Origin of the sequence: Burkholderia sp. AU17457 (genome assembly GCF_002223255.1) — a bacterium.
GTDB lineage: Bacteria > Pseudomonadota > Gammaproteobacteria > Burkholderiales > Burkholderiaceae > Burkholderia > Burkholderia sola.
The window spans coordinates 865,536-881,315 of record NZ_NKFB01000003.1 but is presented as its reverse complement, the minus strand read 5'-3'; the positions used below and the strand labels follow the sequence as shown (position 1 = coordinate 881,315).

Genomic DNA, 15,780 nt, shown 5'->3' with positions numbered 1-15,780 from the left:
CGGGCGCCATGCACACGCATCCCGTCCGTCCCCCCGTCGACCGTTCGCTGCGCACCCACGCGCACCCGCAGCGCTGGCTGTCGTCGATCGCGCTGCTGACACCCGCGCTGTACGCGTCGCTGTGGTTCGGAATGCCGCTCTCGTGGCGCTACTGGCGCGCGGTGATGGCGTGGGGCGCGCGCCAGATCGATCCGGCGCTTCATGTGATCGTGATCGGTTATCCGGCCGACGCACCGCGCGTGCCGCTGCTGTCGATCGACGTCGCGGCCCGCATGCCGGGCGGCACGCTGCTCGTCGCCACCACCGCGCTCTGTATGATCGGCTTCGCCGCATCGTTCATCCGGCGCTCGCACTGGCTGCCTGTTGCATATCTGTTACGTATCGCGAGCTTCACCCAGCTGCTGATTTGCGCGTACTTCTGGCTCGCGCCCGGCACGTTCCCGTACGTCCCGCAGCTGCATCTGCGCGACATGTTCGTGCTGCACGGCGCGGCGATCGCCCTGATTCCGCTGGTCATGGCCGCACTGTACTACCCGCTCGATTTCTCGCTGCTGCAAAAAGCCGTCGCGTCGCTGCTGGTGCTCGGCTACTTCGTGTTCGCGCTGCCGTTCGTGATGCTGCTGCACGCGACGATCGTCCATCACGGCTCGCTGCTGTTCTTGCCGTTCTGCTATTTCCTGCTCGGCGGGCCGCTGCTGATCGGCCTGCTGGTCACGCTCTATACCTACTGCGCGAGCTGGCCCGGCGCACTGACGCGCGATCGCGATTCCGTCTGCTGATAGCGCGTCCCAACGCGCCGTATCAGCGATGAAACGAATCCGCCGGGTTTGCGACCGTGCCGCGCGACCTGCAGCGCAAGAAGCCCGCAGGACCGGGCCTCCTGCGCCAATGGCACGTTGTTCGCTTCTTTCAATGCGTCGCATCGAGTCCTCTCACCGGTGAAGGCAGCGCGGCGCACCGGCGCATTTGCGCAGTCGGACCGCCCTGACACGCACCGCTCGATACCCGACGACCCGGACAGCCGCACAACACCTTCGGGGCTGGATTGCTCGACCTGGCGGCACGCGTATCCCGGCTGCCGCACGCCCCCCATTCCTTGAGCGAGGAGCACACCATGTTGGCAAAGTCAGGCAAGTTCTTGCGGATCCTGTTCGCGCTGTTCGCGCTCGCGTTCGCATTCAGTCCGGGCGGCGTTCAGGCGGCCACCAACCAGCTTCTGCTGTTGGTGCCCGATACGCTGACGCTGCCCGATTCGCGCGTATCCGCATGGCTCGACAGTGCCCAGGAGGAAGGGCTGCAGATCAAGGTGATGACCGACAGCCAGTTCATGGCGGCCGGCGCGACGCTGTCTCAGTATCCGGGCCTGATCCTGCCCGATCAGGTGCATACGACAGCCGCCGACGCGCTCGTGACGGCGATTCAGAACTACGCGCTGAACGGCGGCAAGGTGATGCTCGTCTACGATTTCGGCGTGCTGAATTCGGCCGGCTTCTACGTCAGCCCGAAATCGCGCTTCAGCAGCATGGTCGGCGTGGACTATGTGCTGTATGACCAATACGGCGGCAACATGATCGGTCTCGGCAACGTAACCGGCATGAGCAGCTGGCTGCGCACGCTCCAGGTGCCCCCCGGCAAGTCGATGGCGTGGACCACGACTTCGTCGACCGCCACGACCGCCAGCGCGTTCGCGGCGACGAGCCCCTCGGGCACGTCGACGACTTCGACGTCGGGCAGCGCACAGTTCCTGTCCGCGAGCCCGTCGAACCCCGGCGGCCTCGCCAACTACAACCACGGCGCATGGTTCCAGTACACGACGCCGTCCACCGGCAGCGGCGTGCTGAACCAGACGGCCCCGAAGCTGACCGGCACCGTCGCCGGCAAGCTGAAGAAAACCACGACGTATACCGCCAATTCGCTGCTGAGCACGTCGACCGGCAAGACGGCCAACGCGCTCGCGTCGACGCTGGCCACCACCGCCGACACGCTCGAAGGCATCTCCGGCTACGTGTACGGCTTCCTCAGCTATCCGAGCTTCGTCACCCAGGGGACGTACACCGGCACGACGATCCTGACCTCGCCGACTTTCGGGCTGGTGTCCGGCTACAACACATACGGCAACGGCGGCGTGCTGTTCGTCAACCTGCCGCTCGCCTACCTCGACGGCCAGACCGACGGCATGCTGATTCACGGCTACCTGCATTATTTCGGCACGCAGATGCTGAATCTGCCGTCGCTGTCGCCGTTGCCGAAGGCGATGGCCGGGCTCGTGTTCAACTGGCACTTCTGCGCGGGCGACCAGATCCAGCCGGCGCTCTACCTGAAGAGTCTCGGCGTGTGGAACAACGGGCCGTTCTCGCTCGTGGTCACGGCCGGCCCCGATGAAGCGGCCTTCGGCGACGGTGGCGGCATCAATCTCGCGAACAACCCGTCCGCGCAGAATCTCCTCAAGTATTTCGTGAGCAAGGGCCATCGCGTCGGCAGCCACGGCGGCTGGATTCACGACTACTGGGGGGCGAATGCGAGCGAAACGAACGCGAGCACGTTCACGCAGTACCTGGTGATGAACCACCAGGCCGTCCAGGCGACGACAGCCTTGCCCGATGTCGAGTACGCGGCGCCGGAAGGCAACACGCCGACGTGGTCGGTCAACTGGCTCGAAAGCAACGGCTTCAACGGCTATTACTTCACCGGCCACACCGGCTCGGCGCCGACCCGCGCATACCGCAACGGCGCGCTGCTGAACCCGGGCCTGTGGGCTTACCCGGTGATGCCGTTCGGCAAGTACGCGACGTTCGAGGAGTTCCAGCAGTATGCGGTGCCGACTGCCGATGTGAACAACTGGTACGCATCGCTGATGAACTTCGTCGTCGCGAACCGCACGAGCCGGCTGATCTATGCACACCCGCTCGGCGCATCGTCCTACACGTCGACGCTGTCCGCGATCTTCAATCAAGCCAACATGCTGAAGCTCACGGGTCAGTTCAAGTGGTACACGATGACCGACATCACGGTGTTCGACCGCGCACGCCTGAACGTCACGTGGTCGGCCACCGATACGGGCAGCGGCTGGGCATTCGCCGCCAGCCACCCGACCAGCCTCGCGAACATGACGTGGCTGCTGCCGAAGAAGGCCTTCTCGCTGCCCTTGATCACGCAAGGCCTCGGTAGCGTCGTCATCACCGACTCGACGTACTGGCTCGTGACCGCGAACAGCGGGACCAGTCTCAAGTTCACCAGCGCCAAGGTGCACTGAGCCGCGACATCGACACACCCGCCGGCGCGCGACGCGGCCAACGCCGCGCCCGGCGGAATTTGCGCAGGACCACCGCGCAGGAGCCCCCCATCATGAACCGGCCCGCGCTTTTCCCGGCCGCACGCGCACGCGTGACGGCCACCGCCCGGCTATGCCGCCTGTGGTGCATCGCCTGCTGTGTCGTCGCATGCGGCGTCGCACCGCAGGCGAGCGCCGCCGAACTGCAGCTCAACGGACTCTACCAACGTCCCGACGGGGCGATCACCGTGCGCCTGAACGGCGCCGGCATCGATCCGTATTTCGCGGCGAAGGCATTGCTCGGCGCCGCCGATGCCGGCCTCGACGCCCATCAGGCCGCGCTCGCATGGATCGCGTGGCTGTTGCCGCGCCAGCGGCCGGACGGCGGCTTCGATCGCTATTGCGTGAAGAGCGGCCAGTACAGTTCATGCGCCGAAGCCGACGCCGACGACGCGATGATGGCGACCTGGATCGAACTGCTCGCCCGCTTCGCGCCGCCCGACGGCCTGCCCGCCGCATGGGAACTCAGCCTGAATCGCGCCGGTGCGCATCTGGATACGCTGCTCAGCAAGCCCACGGGCGTCTATCAGATCTCGTCGACGCTGCACGTCGCGCTGCTGATGGACAACGTCGAGGTACACAGCGCGTTCCAGGCGCTCGCCGCGTATTACGTCCGGCATGGCGACTCCACGCGCGCCGGCCCGTGGAGCCAGCGCGCCGACCGGCTCGCGTCCGCGATCCTGAAGGTGTTCTGGCGCGGCACGCAGTCGGGCTTTCGCGCGAGCACGCAGCGCATCAGCGACACGACGTTCTATCCGGCGAAAGTGGCGCAGATCTTTCCGCTCCTGTCGGGCATTCAGATTCCACAGCAATCGAACGATGTGTTCTACGCGCAGTGGATGCAGAAGTACGCCAAGACCTGGCTGCAACTGGCCAGCTCCGATTATCCGTGGGGCTTGATCGCACTGGTCGCATTCAAGATGAACGACAGGAACACGGTCGCGTGCTGGCATGCGCTATCGGGCCCGTACCGGCACGGCGCACACTGGAACGTCCTGGAGGAAGCGCTTTATCTGGCATTCGAAAGCCGGATGGCCGACCCGGTCGCGCCCGCTCAATGCGGTTTCACGACGGCGGCGACAACGGAGACCGTGTCACGCTGATCCACGCGTGCGCACGGTCCGGGGGAATCTACAGGGAAGGAGACGTGTCATGTGTGGCATCGTCGGCGCGGTCGCGCAACGGGACATCGTCCCGATTCTGATCGAAGGTTTGCGCCGCCTTGAATATCGCGGCTACGATTCATGCGGCGTGGCGACGGTCGTCGACGGCCAGGCACGCCGCGAGCGCAGCATGTCGCGCGTGGCGGATCTCGACGCCCACGTGCGCAGCGCCGGCCTGGCCGGCAGCACGGGCATCGCGCACACGCGCTGGGCTACCCACGGCGCACCGGCAACCTGCAACGCGCATCCGATCTTCTCGCGCGACGAAATCGCGCTCGTGCACAACGGCATCATCGAGAACCACGAGACGTTGCGCAAGCAACTATCCGCCGAACACTACGAGTTCGACGGCCAGACCGACACCGAGGTGGTCGCGCACCTGATCCACAGCAAGTATCGCGGCGACCTGCTCGCCGCCGTCCGCGACGCGACCTCGCAATTGCACGGCGCGTATGCGATCGCGGTGTTCAGCAAGCGCGAGCCGCAGCGGCTGATCGGTGCGCGGGCCGGCTCGCCGCTCGTCGTCGGCGTGAAGGACGGCGAGTGCTTTCTCGCGTCCGACGCGCTCGCGCTCGCCGGCATCACCGACCGCTTCATCTTTCTCGAGGAAGGCGACATCGTCGAACTGACGCCGGGCGGCGTGCGGGTGCTCGATCGCACCGGCGCGCCGATCGAACGCGCGATACAAACCGTTCCGTCCGTGCAGGGCGTGGTCGAGCTCGGGCCATACCGGCATTTCATGCAGAAGGAAATATTCGAGCAGCCGCAGGCCGTGGCCGCGACGATCCCCGATGCCGGACTGTTCGATCCGGCCGTATTCGGCCCCGACGCCCCGCGCGCGTTCGAGCAGATCGATAACGTGCTGATCCTCGCATGCGGCACGAGCCACTACGCCGGCCTGACTGCACGCCGCTGGCTCGAGACGATCGCGCGCATCCCCGCGCAGGTCGAGATCGCGAGCGAATACCGCTACAGCGACGCGCTCGCGATGCCGAATACGCTGGTGGTCAGCGTGTCGCAATCCGGCGAAACCGCCGACACGCTCGCCGCGCTCAAGTACGCGCAGGCGCTCGGCCACATCGACACGCTGGCGATCTGCAACGTGCCGACCAGCGCGATGATGCGCCAGACCGGCCTGCGCTTCCTGACGCGGGCCGGCCCGGAAATCGGCGTCGCGTCGACCAAGGCGTTCACGACGCAGCTCGCCGCGCTGTTCATTCTCGCCGTCACGCTCGGGCGGCTGCGCGGCTACGTCGACGATGCGCAGCTCGCGCGCTATACGACGCAGTTGCGGCGCCTGCCCGGCGCGCTCGAAGACGTGCTGGGGCTGGAGCCGCAGATCGAGCGCTGGGCGGCGGAATTCTCGCAGCATGAAAACGCGCTGTTTCTCGGGCGCGGGCTGCACTACCCGATCGCGCTCGAGGGCGCGTTGAAGCTGAAGGAGATTTCGTATATTCACGCGGAAGCGTATCCGGCCGGCGAGCTGAAACACGGGCCGCTGGCGCTCGTCACGCATACGATGCCCGTCGCGACGATCGCGCCGAACGATGCGCTGCTCGAAAAGCTCAAGTCGAACATGCAGGAAGTGCGGGCGCGCGGCGGCCAGCTTTACGTGTTCGCGGACGCCGATACGCGGATCGACAATGGCGAAGGCGTGTCGGTGCTGCGCATGCCCGATTACTACGGGCTGTTGTCGCCGATTCTGCACGTCGTGCCGTTGCAGTTGCTCGCGTATCACGCGGCGTGCCTGCGGGGCGCGGATATCGACAAGCCGAGGAACCTGGCGAAATCGGTGACGGTCGAGTGACGCGCGGTTCCTGGACTCGGGCGGGCCCGCGAAGGTCTTCAACCGATCAATCGGGCCCGCGCGGCACGCCGCGTGCGCGATTCGCGCCTTGTCGAATCCCGAATACTTCGTACAATATTGAGAGCTCATGTCGTCCGTTCCACGGTGGAAAGGCTGGCCGGGACCGCCTTCGCCCCGAATCGGGTCGCCCCGTTCGGCAAACGACAACGCAAACCTACCGTGCAACGCAGGCCGAATCTCTCCGGGGGGCCGCAACGTGTCGACGCATGCCAGGAAGCCGCTGATATCGCTCGTCGTGCCTTTTCACGACGAAGAAGAAACGATCGACGCATTCTTTGCGGAAACGCTGTCCGTTCTCGAGTCGGTGGCGTCGGCGCGCTTCGAGATCGTCTGCGTCAACGACGGCAGCCGCGATCGCACGCTGGACCGGCTGCTGTCGGTCGCCGCCGGCGACCCGCGCGTGCACGTCGTGGATCTCACACGCCGCTTCGGCAAGGAAGCGGCGCTCACCGCGGGCCTCGACGAAGCGGCCGGCGCGGCCGTGATCCTGATCGACGCCGACCTGCAGGACCCGCCCGCGCTGATCCCCGCGATGCTCGAACGCTGGCACGCCGGCGCCGAGGTCGTCGCCGCGAAGCGCACCGACCGCCGGTGCGATCCGCTGATGCAGCGCGTGGCCGCCGCGCTCTACTACCGCGTGCACAACCGGCTCTCCGAAGTCGAGATGCCGGAGAACGTCGGCGATTTTCGGCTGATGGACCGCGAGGTCGTCGACGCGCTGCGCGCGCTGCCCGAGCGGCGGCGCTTCATGAAAGGCCTGTTCGCGTGGGTCGGCTACCGTACCGAGATCATCGAATACACGCGCGCGGCGCGCAGTGGCGGCCGCTCGAAATTCTCCGGATGGCGGCGCTGGAATTTCGCGCTCGAGGGCATCACGAGCTTCAGCACGGTGCCGCTGCGCGTGTGGACCTATGTCGGCCTCACGTTCGCGATGCTGTCGCTCGCGTATGGCGCGTTCATCGTGGCGCGCACGCTGCTGTACGGCAATCCGGTGCACGGCTATCCGTCGCTGATTTCCGTCGTGCTGTTCGTCGGCGGCATCCAGTTGATCGGCATCGGCGTGATCGGCGAATACCTCGGCCGGATCTATCACGAATCGAAGCAACGCCCCGTCTATCTCGTGAGGCGGCACTACCGTGCCGAGCGCGATGCGGCCGCGCGACCGGCATCGAAGCTGCTGCCGTTTCCGCTCAAGCGTGCGCCCTCGGCGCGCCGCCGGGCCGCGACACCGGCGGCCGCGGGCATCGCCGCCCGCAAGACGTCGTTCAAGTAGCACCGGGCCGCGTCAATTGGACATCCTCCGGCAATCGACACGCGCGGCCGAGCGGCCGGTCGTCGCGTGGCTCACGTCGCGACGCGTCGTCCTGTACAGCGTGCTGGTGCTGATGTCGTACGCGGTGTTCATCGCGATCTGGACGGCGGTCGCGCGTCACGCGTCCGCCACCGGCGGCGTGATGCCGCGCCCGGGCGCCGACTTCTCGGTGTTCTGGTCCGCGTCGTACGTCATGCTGCACGGCGCGCCATCGCAGGCGTACGATTTTTCCGCCTTCTCGCGGCTGACGACCGGGCTGTTCCCGCACCTTCCCCGCGACGTCTTCGCGCCGTGGCTGTACCCGCCCACCTATCTGCTGCTCGTGACGCCGCTGGCGCTACTGCCGTTCGCGCTCGGTTATCCGCTGTTCGTCGCGCTCGGCGTGCTCATGCTCGGCCTCGCCGCGTGGCGCGTATCCGGCCTCCGCGCGATCCCCGGCGCAGCGCGCGCCGGCGCATTCGCGCTGATCGCCGCGCCGTGCGTGTTCGTCACCGCGACGCTCGGGCAGAACGCGTTCCTGACCGCAGCGTGTGCGGCGCTGGCCGTTTATTGGGCCGAGCGTCGACCGCCGTGGGCCGGCCTCTGCATCGCACTACTGTCGGTCAAGCCGCAGATGGCGCTGCTGTTCCCGTTCGTGCTGGTCGCCGTGCGCGCATGGCGCACGATCATGTGGGCCGCGCTCGCGACCGGCGCATTCGTCGCGTCGAGCGTGCTCGTCTGCGGCATCGAGTCGCCGCGCCTGTTCGTCGCGAGCGCCGGCCTCGTCCGCTCGATCATCCTCGAGCATGGCGTCGGGTTCTGGCTCGCGTCGCCGACGCCGTTCGCGGCGTTCCGCCTCGCGGGCGTGCCGCTCGGCGCCGCGTATGTCGCCCATGCCGGCATCGCCGCGATCGCGATCGCCGCCGCCTGCGTCGTCTGGACGCAATCGCGCGACACCCGCGTGCGCGCGGCCGTCCTGGCGGTCGCGACGCTCGTGGCGAACCCGTACGTGTGGCACTACGAGCTCGCGTGGCTCGCGATCCCGATCGCCTGCATGCTGTCGATCGGCTGGCGCGACGGCTGGCTGCGGGGCGAACAGGCCGCGATCGCGCTGATGTGGGCACTGCCGATCGCCGAATACCTGAACCCGTGGCTGCAGTTGCCGCAGATCGGCCCGGCCGTGACGCTCTTCGCACTGCTGATGCTGGTGCGCCGCGCACGGCACGACGCGCGCAACACTTACAGCGCGAGCCGCGGCGGAACATACACGCCGTAATACGGCCCGACACCGGTCGCGACGCCGGTCATCTTGACGCCGGCGACGAAGTGCCCCTGGATGTACTTGTAGGTGCCGCCCAGCGACACGTCGATGCGGAACGCGGCGAACGCGACGATCGGCACGGAGGTGCTGCTCGACGTCTGCGTGACGACGGGCAGCACGACCGTCGTGCCGACCGGCACCGACGTGTAGAGCGTCGCCTTCACGCCGGTCGCGAGATTGATGCTGTCGCCGATATTGAGCGTGGTCGGGTTGCCGGTCACCATCAGGCCGCCCATCGTCGTCGTGTCGGTCGCGGTCGACTGGAACGACGTCCACTGGCCGCCCATGCACAGCGCGCCATACGTCTGGCCGTTCGTGATCGAAAACTCGTACGGCAAACCCGTCAGCGGATTGATCAGCGGCTGGTTGGTCTGCGCGTTCCAGTACTGGTTGTACACACACTGGTCGATCGCGATCGGAAAGAGCCCGCCCGCCGCGACGCCGCCCGGCGCGGCAAGCACCGCGATCGCGGTCGCGCCGCCGGATGCGCCGGGGATGCCCAGCAGCCCGCCGAGCAGCAGCGGAATCGAGCCGCCATTGATGCCCGGCGCGCGCGACACGGTCACCTGCACTGCCGGCACGTCGTAGGGGCCCGGCGTGATCGTGGTCGGCTGCATCGATGCCGGCGTGCGCGTCACGTTCCAGTAGCCGGTCGTCACCGTGCCGGTCGCCAGCGGTGCGCCCGCCGCCGAATTCTGCGCGATCACGCCGTTCGCCGCCGGCGCGGCCTGCGACCAGTTCAGCGGCCCGCCGGTCGGCGACATCATCGCATCGGCCGCCGCGAGCGCGGCCGCATCCGCGGCATTCTGCAGCTGGTTGCGCACCGTGGCGATCCATGCGATGTCGATCGCCAGTGCGCCGAACGACAGCAGCGGAATCAGGAACATCAGGAAGAACAGCGCGACGGAGCCGCGCTCGCGCGCCGTGCCGCCGGATCGCGTGTCGGCCGCGTCATTCATAGAGCATCACCGAGCTGGCCGTGAGCGTCACCGGGCCGGTCAGCGCACTGAATGCCGAGCCGAGCACCATCCCGGAATACGTGTAGGTCACCGTGACCGTCAGCGCGGTGCCGGCCGTCGTGCCGTTCGCCTGCGTCACGGTCACGGTCGGCGTCGTCGGCGTGCCGCCGGTGATCAGGCTGTTCTGCGTATAGTTGAGCGCGACGTTGGCGATCTGCGTCGGGGTCAGCATCGGCACGCGCAGCACGACGCCGGCCCGCGCGGCTTCGCGGCTCGCGTTCGTGATCACCGCCTTGTCGCACAGCAGCAGGCTCACGTCGATGATGCCGATCAGCACCATCAGCAGGAACGGCAGCATCAATACGAACTCGAGGGATACGACGCCGCGCGCGTGGCGGACGCGCATCGCCGCGCGTGTCATTTTGCGGCCGCCGCGACGGGCGGCACCGTATGCGGCTCGAGCGCGGCGCCCTTCGACGGCCGCCCCGCATCGGCAGCCGGGCGCGCCGCGAGCCGCGCACGCACCGCCTGGTACACGCGCAGATTGTCGGCCACCGCCGACGCCGGCAGATCCGCGGACAGCAGCTTCTTCGCCGAATCGGTGTTGCCGAGCACGCCATACGCGAACGCGAGATTCTGGCGCGCCTGCCACGGCGCATCGGGCAGCCCGGCCACGTCGAGCAGCACGTTCACGCCCTCGCGCGGACGATTGCTCAGCACGAGCGACAGCCCGAGGTCGACGCGCAGCCCCTGCGCGTCCGGATGGGCGCGCAGCGCGTCCCGGTACACGGCCTGGGCGTCCTCGTGGCGGCCCTGCAGGTCGAGCACCGTGCCGAGCCCCTGCGCCGCGAGCGGCAGGTTCGGTTGTGCCGCGAGCAAGGCGCGATAGCGGCCGGCGGCCTCGTCGAGCCGCCGCTGCCGCAACGCAACGCGCGCGAGCCCGACCTGCGGCCCGAGTTCCGCGGGCGCCTGTTGCCGCGCCTGCTCGTAGAGCACGCGTGCGCGCTCCAGATCGCCGGCGCGGTAGTTGACGTCGGCGAGCCCCAGTTGCGCCGCGAGCGAGTCGGGATGCCGGGCGAGCACCTTGCCGTACAGCGTCGACGCGAGATCGACGTTGCCGCCGGCCAGCGCGCTGTCGGCAATGCGCAATTCGGCCTGCGGGTCGTCGCTCTTGTGCGACAGCGCCGGCCGCGTCTGGATGCCCGGCGCGCAGCCGCCGGCCAGCAGCGGCAGCACGGCCGCGAATGCGAACGCGCGTCGCGCGGAGCCTTTCATTTGAACACCTCGAGCAGACGGATGGCCGCCGGGCCTGCCGCGATCAGGCCGACCGTCGGCAGGATGAACAGCATCATCGGCAGCGTGATCTTCGGCGCGAGCTTCGCGGCCTGTTCCTCGAGCGCGACGATCTGCTCGGTGCGCTCGCTGCGCGACAGGGTTCGCAACGCCTGCGTGATCGGCGTGCCGAACCGCTGCGATTGCGTGAGCGTCGTGGCGAGCGAGCGCGCCGACGCGAAATCGACGCGGAGCGCGAAATGCGCGAGCGCTTCGGACACGTTGCCGCTCAGCGTCAGCTCGTCCGCGCAGACCGTCAGCTCGTCGGCGAGCGGCGGGCAGATGCGCTCGAGCTCGCGCGCGACGCGCCGCACGCCCGACACGAGGCTGTTGCCGGCCATCGTGCAGATCACGAGCAGGTCGAGCGCATCCGGAAAACATGCGGCGATGATTCGCCGGCGCCGCCGGATCATCGCGCCGAGCACGTATTCCGGCACGATCACGCCGATCACGAACGCGGCGATCATCGCCACCGCACGGATCACGAAGTATTCGCCGAAGCGCGGAATATACGGGCTGAACACGATCGCCACGCCGGCGAACAGCACGCCGCAACTGAGCTTGATGCCGATCATCGACGACACCGCGCGCCGTTCGCGAAAACCCGCGCGCGTCAACTGTAGCCCGAGCTTCACGCGCTGCATCGGATCGAGCACGGGCAGCCGCTCGCCGAGCTGCGCGAGCCGTCGCGTCAGATCCTGACGCACGTCGCCCGGCAGACGCCCGCCTCCCACCGACGGCGGCCGCTGTCCGGCGGCCTGCTGCACGCGCACGGCGATCCGCCGGCGCGTGCCGCCGCCCGGCGTCGCGAGCGCCGCCGCGACGCACGCGATCAGCAGCAACAGTTCGAGGCCGCGGGCGGCCAGCATCGACGTCGTCATCGCGCGGTATCCAGTTTCGAAATCTTGTGAATCGCCAGCAGGCCGATCGTCAGCAGCACCGCCGCGATCGTCAGCATCACGCGTCCGGCATGCGTGTCGAACAGCAGCATCACGTACGCGCGGTTCACGAGAAACAGCGCGCCGATCATCACGAACGGCACCGCCGAGATGATCTTCGTCGTGATCCGCCCCTCGGCCGTCAGCGCGCGTGTCTTCAGCCGGATGTCGCGGCGCGTGCGGATGATGCTCGACAGCTCGTCGAGCGTCTCGCCGAGACTGCCGCCGGTCTCGCGCTGCAGCAGCAGGTAGACGGTGAAGAACGAGAAGTCCGCGATCCTCAGCCGGTCCGCCGCGTGCGTCAGCACGTCCTTCAGATCCGCGCCGACGCGCAGGCTGTCCCCCATCGTGCGGAAGGTCGAGCGCACCGGCTCGGCCGCGCTGTCGCCGACCGTGCTGATCGCCTGCGTGACCGGAATGCCCGCGCGCACCGCCCGCACGATCAGGTCGATCGCATCGGGGAACGCCTCCAGAAAGCGCAGCCGGAAACGCTCGACCAGCATGCGGTAGCTCGCGCGCATCGCAATCAGCGGCAGTCCGACGTAAATCGCCGGATGCACGACGCTCGGCAGCGCGACGAGCTTCACCGCGACGATCCCGGCGATCGCGCCGGCGATCGTGCTCGCGATGACGATCCGCAGCCCGCGCTCCCCGCCCACGGCGCGCACGCGCGTCACGTAGCGCTGCATCCAGGCACGCACGCGGCTTTGCCGGCGCGGCAGGTTGAACAGCGCGACACCGGACCCGGCGGCCTCACCGGCGTCGCGGCCCGCAAGCGACGGTGCAAGGCGCTGCAGCCGCGCGCGAATGCGCTGCTCCGGCGTATGGCGCGCACGCTCGAGCAACGCGGACAGCCCGAGGCCCGCCGCAAGGATCGCGACGAACGCGCCGAGCGTGAAGAGATCGGCAGCCCTCATTGCCGGAATACCTCGGAGAGCACATCCTCGACGCCGTAGTACGCGGCCCGCGGCGCGAACGCGGGCCGCAGCGACGACGCCTCGAACACGCCCTTCACCACGTCGCGCGTCGTGTCGCCCTCCTGGCGGAACGCGAACAGGTCCTGCGTGATGACCACCTCGCCTTCCATCCCGACGATCTCGGTGATCCGCGTCACGCGGCGCACGCCGTCGCGCATCCGCTCGACCTGCACGAACAGGTGCACGGCGCTCGCGATCTGACGCCGGATCGACAGCAACTGCAGGTTCGCGTTCGCCATCATGACCATGCTTTCGAGCCGGCTGATCGCGTCGCGCGGCGAGTTCGCGTGGATCGTCGTCATCGAGCCGTCGTGGCCCGTGTTCATCGCCTGCAGCACGTCGAACGCCTCCGCGCCGCGGATTTCGCCGAGGATGATGCGGTCGGGCCGCATCCGCAGCGCGTTGCGCACGAGATCGCGCTGCGAGATGCCGCCGAGCCCTTCCGTATTCTCCGGCCGGGTCTCCAGACTCACCACGTGCGGCTGCAGCAGTTGCAGCTCGGCCGCGTCCTCGATCGTCACGATCCGCTCGTGCTCCTCGATGTGCTGCGACAGTGCGTTGAGCAGCGTCGTCTTGCCCGATCCGGTGCCGCCCGAGATCACGATGTTCAGCCGGCATGCGCACGCGATCTTCAGGACCTGCAGCATTCCGTGCGAGATGTTGCCCTGATGCGCCATCCGCGCGAGCGTGATGTCGCGCTTCGCGAACTTGCGGATCGAGATCGACGCGCCGCGCATCGCGATCGGCGGCAGCACCACGTTCACGCGGCTGCCGTCGGCGAGCCGCGCATCGACCATCGGGCTGCTTTCGTCGACGCGGCGTCCGACCGCCGCCGCGATCCGCTGCGCGACGCTCGTCACGTGCGCGTTGTCGCGAAACTTCAGCGGCGTGAGCTCGAGCCGGCCCGCGCGCTCGACGTACACCTGGTCGGGACCGTTGACGAGGATGTCGGACACGGTGTCGTCGGCGAGCAGCGGCTCGATCGGCCCGACGCCGAACATGTCGTTCAGGATCGCGTCGACGATCAGCACCTGCTCGCCCGCGGTGATCTTCAGGCGCTCGCGCTCGACCGTGTGCGCGGCCACCTGCTCGATGCCCGCGCGCACCTCGTCGCGCGTCTTCATCAGCGCCGCCGACATGTTCATCGACGCGAACACCGCGGTGCGGATCGCATCGAACTTGCCGGAACGGATGAGGGCCTCCTGCGTATCGGCCGTCGCAGCCGCGCGCGCGGCCGCGGACGCGGATGCGGAGGCGGACGTGGACAGGGACGCCGGCACCGGGCTCGCGGCCAGCGCGGGCGCATCGTCACGCGGCGCGGCACCGGACCCCGCCGGCGCGGGGTCCGGCGTCGACCGCTTGCGGGTACCGAACGTCACGATCCCTTCCTCCATTTGACGAAGCGCGCATACCACGGCTCGGCGACGGCCATCGATTCGCCGGTGATGCCGTTCGCGAGCAGCCGGATTTCGTCCAGGAAGCCGCGGCGTTTCGAGCTTTCGATCGGCTCGCCGAGGTTCTCCGCGATCGCGAGCGACTGCGCGTCGTGCGGCAGCTCGCGCAGCCGCACCCCGCCGAACGCCTCCTCGAAATCGGACGGCGCGACGCGCCCCTTGACCGGCTCGAGCGGATTGTTCAACACCATCGACAGCACCCGCTCGCCCGGCATTTCCTTCACGAAGCGCGCCAGCCGCGCGGCTTCGTACGCGGCGTGCACCGACCGATCGGCGACGATATAGACGAGATCGGACGCCGTCAGCGCATCCTCGAACAGCTTGCCGGCACGGACGCCCACGTCGAACAGCACGTAATGGAAGCGGTCCTTCAGCATGTCGACGAGCTGCGCGATCGCATCCTCGCGCAGCAACGCGTCCTCGCCGTACGCGAGTTCGGCCGACAGCACGTGCAGGCGGTCGCCCTTCGTGACGAACATGCGGTCGAACAGCGCGTCGTCGGGGCGCAGTTCCATGTTCAGCAATTCGATCAGCCCGTTGTTGCTCGACAGCCCCAGCATCGAGTTCGCGCCGCCGCCGTGCAGGTTCAGGTCGACGTAGGCGACGCGGCGCCGCTTCTCGCCCGCCAGGCAGCGCGCGAGGCTGACCGCGATCGTCGTCGTGCCGACGCCGCCGCGCGCGCCGACGAAGCTGACGATCTTGCCCGTGCGCACCTGCACGACCGCCTCCGTCGTGGTCAGCGCGCGCCGCATCAGCTCGACGGTCAGCGGCTTCACGATGTAGTCCTGCACGCCGATGCCGAGCAGGTTGCGGAACAGCCCGACGTCGTTCTGCGTGCCGATCGCGACGACCCGCACCGACGGATCGCACACGTCCGCGAGCCGCATCAGGTCCGACACCGGCAGCACCGAATCCGATACGTCGACGATCAGCTGGCGCGGCGAGCGCTCGTGCTGCTGCAGCAGCCGGATCGCGTCGTCGCAGTTGCCCGGCTGCACGTGGGCGCGCGCGATCGACAGGTCCTGCGCGACGCGGCGGATCACATCCTCGCTGCCGGCGTCGGACACGACCGCGATGAGGTCCGCCGCACCGGCGGCGGCGGCGTGCTTGGCGTTCTGGCGGTCGAGGACGTTCATGGGCGGCATCG

At 68.3% G+C, this 15,780-nt stretch carries 13 protein-coding genes; 6 read left to right on the top strand and 7 right to left on the bottom strand.

Features of this window, described 5'->3' with window-relative positions; translation table 11 throughout:
• The first annotated feature begins 8 nt into the window (after nt 1-8).
• The 6 genes from CFB49_RS06600 to CFB49_RS06575 all read left to right on the top strand — a co-directional run bounded on the left by CFB49_RS06600 (nt 9) and on the right by CFB49_RS06575 (nt 8,928).
• The gene (locus CFB49_RS06600; RefSeq protein WP_089490928.1) at nt 9-779 is read left to right on the top strand and encodes a hypothetical protein; all 771 of its coding nucleotides are present in this window, start codon (nt 9-11) and stop codon (nt 777-779) included.
• Nucleotides 780-1,114: 335 nt separating this feature from the next.
• Nucleotides 1,115-3,253, top strand: coding sequence for a polysaccharide deacetylase family protein (locus CFB49_RS06595; RefSeq protein ID WP_069617148.1), 2,139 nt, complete (start codon nt 1,115-1,117; stop codon nt 3,251-3,253).
• Nucleotides 3,254-3,345: 92 nt separating this feature from the next.
• Nucleotides 3,346-4,434, top strand: a complete 1,089-nt coding sequence (locus CFB49_RS06590) for a hypothetical protein (RefSeq protein ID WP_089490927.1) — start codon at nt 3,346-3,348, stop codon at nt 4,432-4,434.
• Nucleotides 4,435-4,483: 49 nt separating this feature from the next.
• The gene (gene glmS / locus CFB49_RS06585; RefSeq protein ID WP_089434853.1) at nt 4,484-6,301 is read left to right on the top strand and encodes a glutamine--fructose-6-phosphate transaminase (isomerizing); all 1,818 of its coding nucleotides are present in this window, start codon (nt 4,484-4,486) and stop codon (nt 6,299-6,301) included.
• A gap of 256 nt (nt 6,302-6,557) precedes the next feature.
• Complete coding sequence (locus tag CFB49_RS06580) at nt 6,558-7,634, top strand: glycosyltransferase family 2 protein (protein WP_089490926.1); 1,077 nt, start codon at nt 6,558-6,560, stop codon at nt 7,632-7,634.
• 16 nt (nt 7,635-7,650) lie between these two features.
• The gene (locus tag CFB49_RS06575; protein ID WP_249190251.1) at nt 7,651-8,928 is read left to right on the top strand and encodes a glycosyltransferase family 87 protein; all 1,278 of its coding nucleotides are present in this window, start codon (nt 7,651-7,653) and stop codon (nt 8,926-8,928) included.
• Here the strand turns inward: CFB49_RS06575 and CFB49_RS06570 are convergent.
• Genes CFB49_RS06570 through CFB49_RS06540 form a run of 7 tightly spaced genes read right to left on the bottom strand, consistent with a single transcriptional unit; the run spans nt 8,892 to nt 15,778 of the window.
• Nucleotides 8,892-9,932, bottom strand: a complete 1,041-nt coding sequence (locus tag CFB49_RS06570; protein WP_069617143.1) for a TadG family pilus assembly protein — start codon at nt 9,930-9,932, stop codon at nt 8,892-8,894. The genes CFB49_RS06575 and CFB49_RS06570 overlap by 37 nt on opposite strands.
• Nucleotides 9,925-10,353, bottom strand: coding sequence for a TadE/TadG family type IV pilus assembly protein (locus CFB49_RS06565; RefSeq protein WP_069617142.1), 429 nt, complete (start codon nt 10,351-10,353; stop codon nt 9,925-9,927). The genes CFB49_RS06570 and CFB49_RS06565 overlap by 8 nt, the downstream gene beginning before the upstream one ends.
• Nucleotides 10,350-11,207: a tetratricopeptide repeat protein gene (locus tag CFB49_RS06560; protein WP_089490925.1), complete on the bottom strand. Its 858-nt coding sequence runs from the start codon at nt 11,205-11,207 to the stop codon at nt 10,350-10,352. The genes CFB49_RS06565 and CFB49_RS06560 overlap by 4 nt, the downstream gene beginning before the upstream one ends.
• Nucleotides 11,204-12,145 carry a type II secretion system F family protein gene (locus CFB49_RS06555; protein WP_089434848.1) on the bottom strand — a complete coding sequence of 314 codons (942 nt, stop codon included), beginning with the start codon at nt 12,143-12,145 and terminating at the stop codon, nt 11,204-11,206. The genes CFB49_RS06560 and CFB49_RS06555 overlap by 4 nt, the downstream gene beginning before the upstream one ends.
• Nucleotides 12,142-13,119, bottom strand: a complete 978-nt coding sequence (locus CFB49_RS06550; RefSeq protein ID WP_089434847.1) for a type II secretion system F family protein — start codon at nt 13,117-13,119, stop codon at nt 12,142-12,144. Before CFB49_RS06550 ends, CFB49_RS06555 begins: the two co-directional genes overlap by 4 nt.
• Nucleotides 13,116-14,558: a CpaF family protein gene (locus tag CFB49_RS06545; RefSeq protein WP_089491425.1), complete on the bottom strand. Its 1,443-nt coding sequence runs from the start codon at nt 14,556-14,558 to the stop codon at nt 13,116-13,118. The genes CFB49_RS06550 and CFB49_RS06545 overlap by 4 nt, the downstream gene beginning before the upstream one ends.
• Nucleotides 14,555-15,778, bottom strand: coding sequence for an AAA family ATPase (locus CFB49_RS06540; RefSeq protein ID WP_069617138.1), 1,224 nt, complete (start codon nt 15,776-15,778; stop codon nt 14,555-14,557). Before CFB49_RS06540 ends, CFB49_RS06545 begins: the two co-directional genes overlap by 4 nt.
• Between the last annotated feature and the right edge of the window lie 2 nt (nt 15,779-15,780).

Excerpts from the sequence above, each read along its gene's own strand:
- CFB49_RS06555 (WP_089434848.1), bottom strand. The coding sequence starts at position 12,145 with ATGACGACGTCGATGCTGGCCGCCCGCGGCCTCGAACTGTTGCTGCTG.
- CFB49_RS06595 (WP_069617148.1), top strand. The coding sequence starts at position 1,115 with ATGTTGGCAAAGTCAGGCAAGTTCTTGCGGATCCTGTTCGCGCTGTTC.
- CFB49_RS06565 (WP_069617142.1), bottom strand. The coding sequence starts at position 10,353 with ATGACACGCGCGGCGATGCGCGTCCGCCACGCGCGCGGCGTCGTATCC.
- glmS (WP_089434853.1), top strand. The coding sequence starts at position 4,484 with ATGTGTGGCATCGTCGGCGCGGTCGCGCAACGGGACATCGTCCCGATT.
- CFB49_RS06540 (WP_069617138.1), bottom strand. The coding sequence starts at position 15,778 with ATGCCGCCCATGAACGTCCTCGACCGCCAGAACGCCAAGCACGCCGCC.
- CFB49_RS06550 (WP_089434847.1), bottom strand. The coding sequence starts at position 13,119 with ATGAGGGCTGCCGATCTCTTCACGCTCGGCGCGTTCGTCGCGATCCTT.
- CFB49_RS06570 (WP_069617143.1), bottom strand. The coding sequence starts at position 9,932 with ATGAATGACGCGGCCGACACGCGATCCGGCGGCACGGCGCGCGAGCGC.
- CFB49_RS06560 (WP_089490925.1), bottom strand. The coding sequence starts at position 11,207 with ATGAAAGGCTCCGCGCGACGCGCGTTCGCATTCGCGGCCGTGCTGCCG.
- CFB49_RS06600 (WP_089490928.1), top strand. The coding sequence starts at position 9 with ATGCACACGCATCCCGTCCGTCCCCCCGTCGACCGTTCGCTGCGCACC.
- CFB49_RS06590 (WP_089490927.1), top strand. The coding sequence starts at position 3,346 with ATGAACCGGCCCGCGCTTTTCCCGGCCGCACGCGCACGCGTGACGGCC.